Origin of the sequence: Variovorax humicola (assembly GCF_037889915.1) — a bacterium.
Taxonomy (GTDB): Bacteria; Pseudomonadota; Gammaproteobacteria; order Burkholderiales; family Burkholderiaceae_C; genus Variovorax; species Variovorax humicola.
Genome location: NZ_JBBKZV010000010.1, coordinates 197,656 through 208,016 on the forward strand (window position 1 = coordinate 197,656; position 10,361 = coordinate 208,016).

The 10,361-nt window shown below is 65.5% G+C and carries 13 protein-coding genes; 4 read left to right on the top strand and 9 right to left on the bottom strand.

Annotation, left to right across the window (positions count from 1 at the left end):
* Positions 1 to 36 precede the first annotated feature (36 nt).
* On the top strand, positions 37 to 1,269 hold the full coding sequence (gene tyrS, locus WKW80_RS18235; protein ID WP_340364968.1) for a tyrosine--tRNA ligase: 1,233 nt from the start codon (positions 37 to 39) through the stop codon (positions 1,267 to 1,269).
* 157 nt (positions 1,270 to 1,426) lie between these two features.
* Here the strand turns inward: tyrS and WKW80_RS18240 are convergent, their stop codons facing one another.
* Together WKW80_RS18240 and WKW80_RS18245 are read right to left on the bottom strand one after the other, a co-directional pair.
* Positions 1,427 to 2,035, bottom strand: a complete 609-nt coding sequence (locus WKW80_RS18240) for an OmpA family protein (protein ID WP_340364969.1) — start codon at positions 2,033 to 2,035, stop codon at positions 1,427 to 1,429.
* Entirely contained in the window at positions 2,032 to 2,517 is a 486-nt protein-coding gene (locus WKW80_RS18245; RefSeq protein ID WP_340364970.1) for a FecR family protein, read from the bottom strand. The genes WKW80_RS18240 and WKW80_RS18245 overlap by 4 nt, the downstream gene beginning before the upstream one ends.
* A gap of 111 nt (positions 2,518 to 2,628) precedes the next feature.
* Between WKW80_RS18245 and WKW80_RS18250 the strand changes: the two genes are divergently transcribed.
* Both WKW80_RS18250 and dtd read left to right on the top strand, forming a co-directional pair.
* Positions 2,629 to 3,582: a cation diffusion facilitator family transporter gene (locus WKW80_RS18250; RefSeq protein ID WP_340364971.1), complete on the top strand. Its 954-nt coding sequence runs from the start codon at positions 2,629 to 2,631 to the stop codon at positions 3,580 to 3,582.
* On the top strand, positions 3,579 to 4,019 hold the full coding sequence (gene dtd / locus WKW80_RS18255) for a D-aminoacyl-tRNA deacylase (protein ID WP_340364972.1): 441 nt from the start codon (positions 3,579 to 3,581) through the stop codon (positions 4,017 to 4,019). The genes WKW80_RS18250 and dtd overlap by 4 nt, the downstream gene beginning before the upstream one ends.
* A gap of 4 nt (positions 4,020 to 4,023) precedes the next feature.
* Here dtd and ybeY read toward each other — a convergent pair whose 3' ends face one another.
* Positions 4,024 to 4,473, bottom strand: a complete 450-nt coding sequence (gene ybeY, locus WKW80_RS18260) for an rRNA maturation RNase YbeY (protein WP_340364973.1) — start codon at positions 4,471 to 4,473, stop codon at positions 4,024 to 4,026.
* Between the two features lie 8 nt (positions 4,474 to 4,481).
* Positions 4,482 to 5,429, bottom strand: coding sequence for a PhoH family protein (locus WKW80_RS18265; RefSeq protein WP_340364974.1), 948 nt, complete (start codon positions 5,427 to 5,429; stop codon positions 4,482 to 4,484).
* Between the two features lie 42 nt (positions 5,430 to 5,471).
* Between WKW80_RS18265 and ruvA the strand changes: the two genes are divergently transcribed.
* Positions 5,472 to 6,044 carry a Holliday junction branch migration protein RuvA gene (gene ruvA, locus WKW80_RS18270; RefSeq protein WP_340364975.1) on the top strand — a complete coding sequence of 191 codons (573 nt, stop codon included), beginning with the start codon at positions 5,472 to 5,474 and terminating at the stop codon, positions 6,042 to 6,044.
* A 38-nt stretch (positions 6,045 to 6,082) separates the two neighbouring features.
* Here ruvA and WKW80_RS18275 read toward each other — a convergent pair whose 3' ends face one another.
* Genes WKW80_RS18275 through WKW80_RS18295 form a run of 5 tightly spaced genes read right to left on the bottom strand, consistent with a single transcriptional unit; the run spans position 6,083 to position 10,187 of the window.
* Positions 6,083 to 6,667: a YdeI/OmpD-associated family protein gene (locus WKW80_RS18275; RefSeq protein ID WP_340364976.1), complete on the bottom strand. Its 585-nt coding sequence runs from the start codon at positions 6,665 to 6,667 to the stop codon at positions 6,083 to 6,085.
* Positions 6,664 to 7,617 carry a phosphatidate cytidylyltransferase gene (locus WKW80_RS18280; protein ID WP_340364977.1) on the bottom strand — a complete coding sequence of 318 codons (954 nt, stop codon included), beginning with the start codon at positions 7,615 to 7,617 and terminating at the stop codon, positions 6,664 to 6,666. Before WKW80_RS18280 ends, WKW80_RS18275 begins: the two co-directional genes overlap by 4 nt.
* 58 nt (positions 7,618 to 7,675) lie before the next feature.
* The gene (locus tag WKW80_RS18285) at positions 7,676 to 8,350 is read right to left on the bottom strand and encodes a lysophospholipid acyltransferase family protein (RefSeq protein ID WP_340364978.1); all 675 of its coding nucleotides are present in this window, start codon (positions 8,348 to 8,350) and stop codon (positions 7,676 to 7,678) included.
* Between the two features lie 34 nt (positions 8,351 to 8,384).
* Positions 8,385 to 8,819, bottom strand: a complete 435-nt coding sequence (locus WKW80_RS18290) for a hypothetical protein (RefSeq protein ID WP_340364979.1) — start codon at positions 8,817 to 8,819, stop codon at positions 8,385 to 8,387.
* 6 nt (positions 8,820 to 8,825) lie between these two features.
* Positions 8,826 to 10,187 carry a phosphatase PAP2/dual specificity phosphatase family protein gene (locus tag WKW80_RS18295; RefSeq protein ID WP_340364980.1) on the bottom strand — a complete coding sequence of 454 codons (1,362 nt, stop codon included), beginning with the start codon at positions 10,185 to 10,187 and terminating at the stop codon, positions 8,826 to 8,828.
* Between the last annotated feature and the right edge of the window lie 174 nt (positions 10,188 to 10,361).

Here is a 10,361-nt window from a genome sequence, read left to right on the forward strand (position 1 = left end):
AGCTTCGGCAGTACCTGTATCAGCCGAATAACCCAAATGACCCCCAAGTCCGTTACATCCGCAAACCTGTCTGAAGGTGTAGGACAAGCCCTTGAAGTCTCCCTGCGTGGCGCCGACGAGTTGTTGCCGCAGGACGAATGGATTCGCAAACTGCAGCGCTCGGAGGCCACAGGCCAGCCGCTGCGAATAAAGCTCGGCCTGGATCCGACGGCGCCCGACATCCACATCGGCCATACAGTCGTGCTGAACAAGATGCGCCAATTGCAGGACATCGGGCACACCGTGATATTCCTGATCGGCGACTTCACGACCACCATCGGCGATCCGTCCGGCCGCAACAGCACCCGTCCGCCTCTCACGCGCGAGCAGATCGAGGCCAACGCCCAGACCTATTACCGCCAGGCCAGCATGGTGCTGGACCCGGACAAGACCGAGATTCGCTACAACTCCGAATGGAGCGACCCGCTGGGTGCCCGCGGCATGATCCAGTTGGCTGCCAAGTACACCGTCGCGCGGATGATGGAGCGCGATGACTTCAGCAAGCGCTTCAAAACAGGCCAGTCGATTTCGGTGCACGAATTCCTGTATCCACTGATGCAGGGGTACGACTCGGTGGCACTGAAGTCCGATCTGGAACTGGGCGGCACCGACCAGAAATTCAACTTGCTGGTCGGACGTCACCTCCAGCAGGAATACGGTCAAGAACCGCAGTGCATACTCACTATGCCTTTGCTCGAAGGGCTCGACGGCATCGAAAAGATGTCGAAGAGCAAGAACAACTACATCGGCATCAGCGAAGACGCGCCGACGATGTTTGCAAAGGTGCTGTCGATTTCCGACGTGCTGATGTGGCGTTGGTACACCCTGCTGAGCTTCAAGTCGCTGGCGGAGATCGCCGCCCTGAAGGCCGAGGTCGAAGCAGGTCGGAACCCGAAGGACGCCAAGGTGGCGCTGGCCAAGGAGATCACCGCCCGGTTCCACAGCACGGCCGCGGCCGATGCCGCCGAGCAGGACTTCAACAACCGCAGCAAGGGCGGCGTGCCCGACGACATCCCGGAGCGCACGGTGAGCGGTGCGCCGATCGGAGTTGCCCAACTACTGAAGTTGGCCGGCCTGGTGGAGTCGAACGGCGAGGGTAATCGCATGATCGATGGCGGCGGCGTTCGCGTTGATTCGACGGTGATCAGCGACAAGGGCCTGAAACTGCCCGCCGGCAACTACGTGCTGCAAGTGGGCAAGCGCAAGTTCGCGCGCGTCCAGCTTTCATGAAGTGAGATAACCACGAAGCGCCTTCGGCAAGGGGGCGATACCAGCGGCCCGGCGAAGCCGGTTCCGCGGTATCCCTGGCATTTGGCGGCGCCGGTTTCATCGTCGCGGGTCACGCGATGGCGTGGTGGAAAACTGAGACGCGGCTGCCGGAAGGCCGTTATCGGACGACCACCGTTACGCGGCGGTTGAGCGGTTCGTCCACGTTCGGGCCGGTCGGCATGGCCAATTCGCGCGAACCGCGGCCGACCGCTTCGATACGCTTCGCCGGAAATCCGCGCTCGACAAGCATGTCGCGCACCTGCGATGCCCGCTGGAGCGACAAGACATCGTTTTGGGGGGGCGAGCCGGTGGTATCCGTATGGCCGGAGACGAGGATGTCGCCGCCGTTGCGGGCACCCGCGGCCGTCAGCAGATGCTCCAGATTCTGTTGCGACGCCGCCGCAAGAGTGCTGCCGCCCACCTCGAAGTACAGGGTGTAGCGCTGGGCCTTGGGCGGCGCCATGTCAAACAGCGTGCTATTGGCCTTGCGGAGATTGGCCGGGTCCGCCTGGTCAACCACCGGCGGCCCGCTGGCACCGCCGGCCGCTTGGGCGCGCGCATAGGGTTGGGCCAAGGTTTTGTCGCCGCCCTTTGTTTGAACGACCACGGCAGAAGGTGTCCCGTCTTCCTGAGGCAGCAGCACGACACGGGTGCCGGGTGAGGAACAGGCGGCCAGCGAGACCGCGCAAGCCGTGATGAGGCAATGGCCGAGGCGACGGTTAATCATTGCTCCACCTCGACGATGAAGTCCGTGCCGCGGATGCCGATGGTCGCGGTCTGGGTTTCGACGCGCAAGTCATCGGGATGTCCCTTGCCAATCTGGCCGGTGATCATCCGCAGCGACCCACGCAACAAGGAAACCACCAGGTTGCCGTTCTGCGTGGTGGATTCGTAGCGGAATTCCTTGAGATCGAGTTGCGACGACGGGCCGACGATCAGCGTGGTGCCATCGCGCAAGACCACGCTGGCGCCCGAGTCGGGGCCGGTCCTCACGCGGTCGACAGGTGACACTTCGTCGCTCGGACGGGCGGCGCGCATCGTGCCATTGGTGTCGAGCAATTGCACCTCGCCGCGCACATTCTTGACGATGCCGGCATGAGTTGGTGCGGAGGGCGCCGTGGCCGGCGCGGCACGCGTCTGTGCGGACGCGGTTGCAGTTGCTGTTGCGCAAACCAGTGTGGCGACGGCCAGGAATGCGTTTTTTCTCATCGAAATACCCCCTTTGTTTATCGTGCTTTTATTGGGGTCGATGGTACGCGACGCCGGGCCGTCCGTAACAGCCGGACATAATTCAGGGTTCGAGGCCTTGTTCCGCTCCCGGTGCCTTCCATCGACTCCTTTTCTCGCCCGACCGCCTCCGCCGCGCTGAGCCCGAGGGCGTGGCTGCGCTGCTCGATTGCCGTTGCGTTGCTGACCATCGTGCTCAAGGGACTGGCAGGCTACGTGACAAATTCGATGGGCCTGATCTCGGATGCGATGGAGTCGTTCGTGAACCTGGCCAGTGCGATGTTTGCGCTCGCCATGGTGACCATTGCCGCACGGCCGGCCGATGCGGACCATCCTTACGGGCATCACAAGGCCGAGTACTTTTCTTCCGGCTTCGAGGGCGTGCTGATTGTCGGCGCCGCCTTGGCGATTCTGTGGGCGGCCGTGCATCGGTTGCTGGCGCCTCAACCGATCGAACAGCTGGGATGGGGGCTGGTGCTGGCGACTGTCAGTTCGGGCTTCAACGGTGCGCTGTCCTGGGCGCTGTTTCGTGCGGCGCGCGGGCACCGCTCGATCGCGCTCGAAGCCGACGCGCGCCATCTGCTGGCCGACGTCTGGACGTCGGCGGCCGTGCTCGTTGGCATCGTGGCCGTGCACTTCACCGGCTGGCTCTGGCTCGATCCGGTGCTCGCGATCGGCGTGGCGCTCAACATCGTGCGCGAGGGTGTGAGGCTGGTGTGGCGCTCGTCGCAGGGGCTGATGGACGTGGCGCTCGACGCCGAATCGCAGGCCGTGCTGATGGCCACGCTCGAGCGGTTCAAGGCAACGACGCCTGAGGGCGCGCAGGTGCGGTTCGACGACATCGTGACACGCGGGGCTGCGCAGCGCCGGTTCGCCGACCTCCACATGCACGTGCCCGGCGACTGGTCGCTGCAACGCGCGGCAACCTTGCGCGATGGGCTCGAGCAATCGCTCATGGAGGCGGTGCCGGGTCTTCGCGTGACCATCCAGTTGCTGCCGCTCGGCATGGAAGCAAGGGCCACGCAACTGGAGGAATCGGCTGGATGAAGGCACTGCTGCAACGTGTGCGCGAGGCACGGGTGGACGTCGGCGGGCAAACCGTGGGGCGGATCGACTGCGGCCTGCTGGTATTGATGTGCGCCGAGCGCGGCGACGGCGATGCGGCGGTGGACCGATTACTGGCCAAGATCCTGAAACTGCGCATCTTTTCCGATGACGCCGGCAAGATGAACCGGAGCGTGCAGGACGTTGGCGGTGGCTTGCTCATCGTCAGCCAGTTCACGCTGGCGGCCGATGTGAGCGGCGGCAACCGGCCGAGCTTCACGCAGGCGGCGCCGCCGGACGAGGGCATGCGCCTGTACGACTACTTCGTGGCGCGGGCACGTGCCGCGCATCCGAATGTCGCGACGGGCGAATTTGGCGCCGACATGCAGGTGCACCTGGTCAACGACGGACCGGTGACGATTGCGTTGCAGATGGCGTAGTGGATCAGTAGGGGTTCTTGATGCCGAGGCCCGCGAGGATCTCTATCTCCCGCGCTTCCATTTCCTCGGCGTCCTGCTCGCTGGTTTCATGGTCCCAGCCCTGTGCATGCAGCGTGCCGTGCACCAGCATGTGCGCGTAATGCGCGGCCAGCGTCTTGCGCTGCTCCTTTGCCTCGCGGGCAACCACGGGGGCGCACAGCACCAGATCGGCCATGACGATCGGGCCTTGCGCATAGTCGAAGGTCAGCACGTTGGTTGCATAGTCCTTGCCGCGAAACTCGCGGTTCAGGCGCTGGCCTTCGTCGGTGTCGACGATGCGCACCGTGATCTCGCCTTCGCTGTCGAGCGCATGGCGAATCCAGCGCATGACGCTGTGGCGCGGCAAGGCCGCGCGATGCCGCTCCACGCCCTTGAAGCGGCCGAACTGCAATGACAGCGAGAGCGCTGCAAGCATGGCCCGGCTCATCGCGCGTCGACGCGCTTGCGCTGGTTGTCGTAGGCATCGACGATGCGCGCCACCAGCGGATGCCGCACCACGTCGGCCGAGGTGAAGCGCGTGATCGCGATGCCCTTGACGCGCCTGAGCACTCGCTCTGCGTCGATCAGTCCACTGAGCTGATGCTTGGGCAAATCGATCTGGCTCACATCCCCGGTCACTACGGCCCTGGCGCCGAATCCGATGCGCGTGAGGAACATCTTCATCTGCTCTGGCGTGGTGTTCTGCGCCTCGTCCAGGATCACGAAGGCGTTGTTGAGCGTGCGTCCGCGCATGAAGGCGAGCGGCGCGATTTCGAGGGCGTTGCGCTCGAAGGCCTTCTGCACCTTGTCGAAGCCCATGAGGTCGTAAAGCGCGTCGTACAGCGGACGCAGGTAGGGGTCGACTTTTTGCGACAAGTCACCGGGCAGGAAGCCGAGCCGCTCGCCAGCTTCGACCGCCGGCCGCGTGAGCACGATGCGCTGCACGGCGCTGCGTTCCAGCGCATCGACGGCGCAGGCCACGGCAAGGTAGGTCTTGCCGGTTCCAGCCGGGCCGATGCCGAAGGTGATGTCATGGGCAGCGATATTGTCGAGGTAGTTCGCCTGGGTCGGCGTGCGGGCGCGCAGATCGGCGCGGCGTGTGAGCAGCATCGGGCCAGGCTCGCCGTCGTCCGTCATGCCCGAATCGCTCGCCAGCGTGAGCTGCACCACGGCCGGGTCGATGGTGCGGTCGGCAATCTCGTAGAGCGCTTGCAGCACGTCCATGGCTTGCTCGGCCTGGGCCTTGGCACCTTCGACCTTGAACTGCTCGTGGCGGTGCGCGACCTTCACGCCCAGCGCTTCCTCGATGCGGCGCAGATGCTCGTCGAGCGGACCGCAGAGATGGCTCAGGCGGGCATTGTTCAGCGGCTTGAAGGTGTGACGAATGATCAAAGGATAATTCCGGCTCTGCAATAGGCACGACGAAGGGTTCCGATGATAGGCAAGTTGACCGGCACGCTGGCCGAACGCAATCCACCGCAGGTGGTGGTGGACTGCAACGGCGTGGGCTACGAAGTCGATGTGCCGATGAGCACTTTCTACAACCTGCCGCAGACCGGCGCTCGCGTGTCGCTGCTGACGCACTTCGTGGTGCGCGAAGATGCGCAGATCCTCTACGGCTTCGGCACGTCGGAAGAACGGATCGCGTTCCGGCAGCTGATCAAGATTTCGGGCATCGGGCCGCGGATGGCGTTGGGCGTCTTGTCGGGCTTGAGCGTGGCGGAGCTGGCGCAGGTCGTGACGCTGCAGGATGCGGGCCGGCTGGTCAAGATTCCGGGCATCGGCAAGAAGACCGCGGAGCGCCTGCTGCTCGAGCTCAAGGGCAAGCTCGGCGCCGAGATCCCCTTGCCTGCGCACGCAGCGAGCGACGCGCAGGCCGACATCCTTCAGGCGCTGGTCGCGCTCGGCTACAGCGACAAGGAGGCGGCTGCGTCGCTGAAGGCGCTGCCAAAGGATGTGGGCGTGAGCGAAGGCATCAAGCTGGCATTGCGCGCACTGGCGAAGTAGGAGGCAACCAGGAGGCAGCGCCCCGGCTTCAGGTGGCTTCAGGGGTGCAGCTTCTCGCCCCGCGCCAGCATCTCCACGAAGGACGCGATGCGTTTTGCGCGCGTGCCGGGCGTCTTCGCGGTCTGTGTGCGAAACAGGACAGCATAGCGATTCGCTGAATCCAGCGAGGCGAAGAAGGCAGCGGCACGCGGTTCGGCATCGAGCGCGGCTTGCAGGTCGGGTGGCACGACCGATGTGCTGGCGCCGTCGTAGGCCGCGTCCCATCGCCCATCCGCCTTGGCGCGATCGATCTCGGCCTGGCCGGCAGGTTGCATGCGGCCTTCCTCGATGAGCTTCAACGCCTTCGCGCAATTGATCTTCGACCAGAGGCTGCGCGGCGCACGCGGCGTGAACCGCTGCAGCCAATAGTGCTCGTCCTCCGACTGGCTCGTCGCATCGATCCAGCCATGGCAGAGCGCCAGGTCGAGCGCCTCGGCGTGCAGGATGGTTCGCCGATGGGCGCCTTTCTTGGCGAAGCGCAGCCAGATGCCGCTCGACGTGGCTTGGTGGCGGCGCAGCCAGGCGGCCCACTTGGCGGCGCAAGCGCATTCGAGGATGGGCTTGTCGACGTCGCTTCGGCTCAAGGTACCCACCAGTAGCGCAGCGCGTGGAAGTAGATTGGCGCCGCGAAGATCACGGAGTCGAGCCGATCGAGCATGCCGCCGTGGCCTTCGATCATGGTGCCCCAGTCCTTGACGCCGCGGTCGCGCTTGATGGCCGACATGACGAGGCCGCCGAAGAAGCCCATCACGCAGATCGTGAGCGACATCAACGCGGCGTGCCAGGGCGTGAATGGTGTCGCCCACGACAGCGCGGCGCCCAGTGCGGTGGCGCTTGCAACGCCGCCGATCAAGCCCTCCCAGGTCTTGGATGGCGACAACTCGGGCGCGACCTTGCGCTTGCCGAACAGCTTGCCCCACACGTACTGCAGCACGTCGCTGCCCTGCACCACGATGACGAGGAAAGCGATCAGCAACAGGTTGCGGCCTTCGAAACCCGGTATCTGCAAGGTCAGCAACGCCGGCACATGGCTGATGCAGAACACGCACACCATCAGGCCCCACTGGATCTTCGAGGTGCGCTCCAGAAAGCGCCGCGTGTCGCCGCCAACGGCCGCGAGGATCGGCAACACCAGGAACGCATAGACCGGGATGAAGATCGAGTACAGGCCGTACCAGTCGATCCAAATCAGGAAGTACTGCACCGGCAGTGCGACGAAAAACGCGAGCGCAATCGCATGGTGGTCGCCGCGCCGCGTGTAGGCAAGGCTGATGAATTCTCGCAGCGCATAGAACGAGATCAGGTAGAACAGCACGATCACGCCGCCCTTGCCGAATGCGAATGCCAGCCCGATGACGGCGACCATGACCCACCACGCGTTGACACGCGAGTTCAGGTTGTCGATGACCGCGTTGGGTTGCCCCTTGGCCACGTGCCACCTGAGCAGCGCGCCGATGGCCGACGCCAGGATCAGCACGCAGGCCACGCCGCCGAACAGTGTCAGCGTGGTCTGGCTGGAGGAGGCGATGTTCATTGGGAAACCTTGATGCTGCGCACTGCGGTGCGAGTGCCTTCGGACGGCCGGGCGGCACTCATGCGGCCGCCTCTTCCCGGTCGTATTCCGGCCGCAGGTCGAGCATCGCGGCGCGTGCGCGCGCGATGAAAGTGCTCTTGTCTTCACCGTCGGCCAGCACGATCGGCGTGCCGTAGCGCACGGTGCAGGCCAGCGGAATCGGCACCAGCGTGCCCTTGGGCAGGACGCGCTTGAGGTTCTCGATCCACACCGGCACCAGCCGTACGTTGGGGCAAGCGCGTGCCAGGTGATAGAGGCCGCTTTTCAGCGGCAACAGCTCCTCGTCTCCCATGTTGCGCGTGCCTTCCGGAAACATGATGAGCGAGTCGCCGGCCTGCAAGGCTTCGGCCATCTGTTGCACCGGGTTGAGGCCGTCTGCGGAACCGTCGCGCTTGATCATCAGTGCATTGAACACCTGCTCGCCGACGAAGCGGCGGGCGTTCGATGCGAGCCAGTAGTCCTGCCCCGCCACCGGCCGCGTGATGGCGCGCAGGTCGGGCGGCAGTGTGGCCCAGAGCAGCACGAAGTCGCCATGGCTGGTGTGGTTGGCGAAGTAGAGCGTCTGCTCGGCTTTCGGCGTGGTGCCGCTCCAGATGGCGCGTACCCCGGTGAGCAACTTGGCGACGCCGACGATCAGCCCTGCCGTGACGACGGCCGCAAGCTTGCGGCTTTCTCCCTGCACGAATGCATTCACGTATCACGCTCCCTTCGACACACGGTCTTCTCGTTCATTGCAAATCCTGCGTCAGCAATCCGAGCAGGAACATCGCGGCCTGGCACGCGACGGTGATGCCATGCCGTTGCACCAATTGGCGCGTGCCCAATACACGATCGGCCAGCGAACGCGCAGCATCGGGCGACTGGCGCATGCCGATGCGGCTGAGCGCCGTGTCGAGTGCGGGCAGAGAAGCGATGCTGCCTCGAGCCAGTCCTTCGAACAGCCCGACGTCGAGTCGCAACCGCAGCGCGAGGTAGCGCTCGAACACGCCGATGATCGCCACGGCGCCAAAGCCCATGCAGGAGGTCAGCGAGAGCGAGCGTGCGGTGAGGGCGAGCACACCGAGCGCGATACCGCTCATCGCGAGTCCTAGCGACGCGATGCCGCCCGCGGCCTGCAGCAGGCTCGCGGTGGTGGCGCACAGGGCGCGGTCGTTGTCATTCATGGTGGTTCAGGAGTCATGTGCATCGGGCTCGCGGATGGCTTGCGCCAGCGCGACGCGCCAGGCCGGACGCAGCACGATCTGCGGGCGGGTCTGCCGCACCAGTTCCTCAGCGTCTGCCAGCGCTTGCGCTACCTTGGCATCCTTTGCATGCGCGGCGATCCAGCCGACCAGTGACGCTGCGCTGCGCGAGAAGCCGAGCGCACAGCAGATCCAGACCGTTGCGCCTGTACGATGCTGGGCTTCGATGATCAGTGCGGCACGTCGCAAGTGAGCGGGCGAGGGCACCACCAGGTCGAGCATCGGCAGGCAGTGCGCACCGTGGCCGGAGGGCATCTGCAATTCGGCGCTGAGACTGACCAGGCGCGGCTTGCCGGCGGCCAGCCATTCCACGAAATCGGGAATGCGCCCGAGCCACAGGCCGGGCAAGACTTCGGAATAGGCCCGCATCTTGCGTGTCCAGACCCTGGCATTGAGCGCCGCCCCGGCGCGGTACGGCAGGAGCAGCCAGCGGGCCGCCCATGCCATGTGGCCGCGGGCGTTCATCTGGAAGCCGCGTGCGCCGAAGCCGATGTAGTTGAAGGCCACCAGCGCCAGCGAGGCGGCGGGCCAGCCCAGCCACAGTGCAATGCCGCCGATGTGCACCGCCGCGGCCAGGCACGCCGCGGCGCCGGCGGCGTAGTACGCGGCCAGCTTCCAGCGTTGAGGGTCGCTTGCGAGCCGCCACACGCGCGGCATCGAGGGCACGCGCTCGAGCGGCCACAGCCAAACGCAGAACATGCCGAGCAGGGCGCCTGTGGGAATATCGATGAAGTGGTGTTGCCAGGTGGTCAGCACCGACGCGCAGATGGCGAAAGTCCACAGGTGCAGCACCCCGCGCGCCCACGGATTCTCGAGCAGGCGCTGATACCAGTCCCACAGAATGACGGCCAGTGCGATGTGCAGCGACGGCGCCTGGTTGAACGGCTTGTCGAAGCCGCGCAGCGCATCGAACAGGAAGGCCGGCGCGCCATCGACCGGCGGCTGGCCGAAGCTGAATTCCAGTGGCCACAGCACAAAGCAGGTCACGGCAATGACGGTCGCGGTCAACAGTCGCAGGGCATGCCGGTCGACGAGATGCCTACTGCGCCCGAAGAAGAGCGACAGCGCATAGAAGACGTTGATGGTCCAGTACGGAAATATCGTCCACGGCCAGAACGGGATATGCCGTTCCCATGCGAACGCCGCACTGGGCACGTGCGCGCGCGTGGTGGCCCACCAGGTTGCGAAGCCGTACGTGGCGTAGAACAACGGCCCGAGCAGGACGAGCCACGCCGCGGCGCGCTTCCAGGGGACCGGCGCGGCGCTCATCGAGGCCCCCACGTTCGGCACTGCGTGTCCTCACTGCCCCCCGAGGGGGTGCAAGCTTGCTTGGGGCGGCCCGGCGCGGCGCTCCGAGGCCCCCACGTTCGGCACTGCGTGTCCTCACTGCCCCCCGAGGGGGTGCAAGCTTGCTTGGGGCGGCCCGGCGCGGCGCTCCGAGGCCCCCACGTTCGGCACTGCGTG

Excerpts from the sequence above, each read along its gene's own strand:
- ybeY (WP_340364973.1), bottom strand. The coding sequence starts at position 4,473 with ATGCTTGCAGCGCTCTCGCTGTCATTGCAGTTCGGCCGCTTCAAGGGC.
- WKW80_RS18280 (WP_340364977.1), bottom strand. The coding sequence starts at position 7,617 with ATGAACATCGCCTCCTCCAGCCAGACCACGCTGACACTGTTCGGCGGC.
- ruvA (WP_340364975.1), top strand. The coding sequence starts at position 5,472 with ATGATAGGCAAGTTGACCGGCACGCTGGCCGAACGCAATCCACCGCAG.
- tyrS (WP_340364968.1), top strand. The coding sequence starts at position 37 with ATGACCCCCAAGTCCGTTACATCCGCAAACCTGTCTGAAGGTGTAGGA.
- WKW80_RS18240 (WP_340364969.1), bottom strand. The coding sequence starts at position 2,035 with ATGATTAACCGTCGCCTCGGCCATTGCCTCATCACGGCTTGCGCGGTC.
- WKW80_RS18290 (WP_340364979.1), bottom strand. The coding sequence starts at position 8,819 with ATGAATGACAACGACCGCGCCCTGTGCGCCACCACCGCGAGCCTGCTG.
- dtd (WP_340364972.1), top strand. The coding sequence starts at position 3,579 with ATGAAGGCACTGCTGCAACGTGTGCGCGAGGCACGGGTGGACGTCGGC.
- WKW80_RS18245 (WP_340364970.1), bottom strand. The coding sequence starts at position 2,517 with ATGAGAAAAAACGCATTCCTGGCCGTCGCCACACTGGTTTGCGCAACA.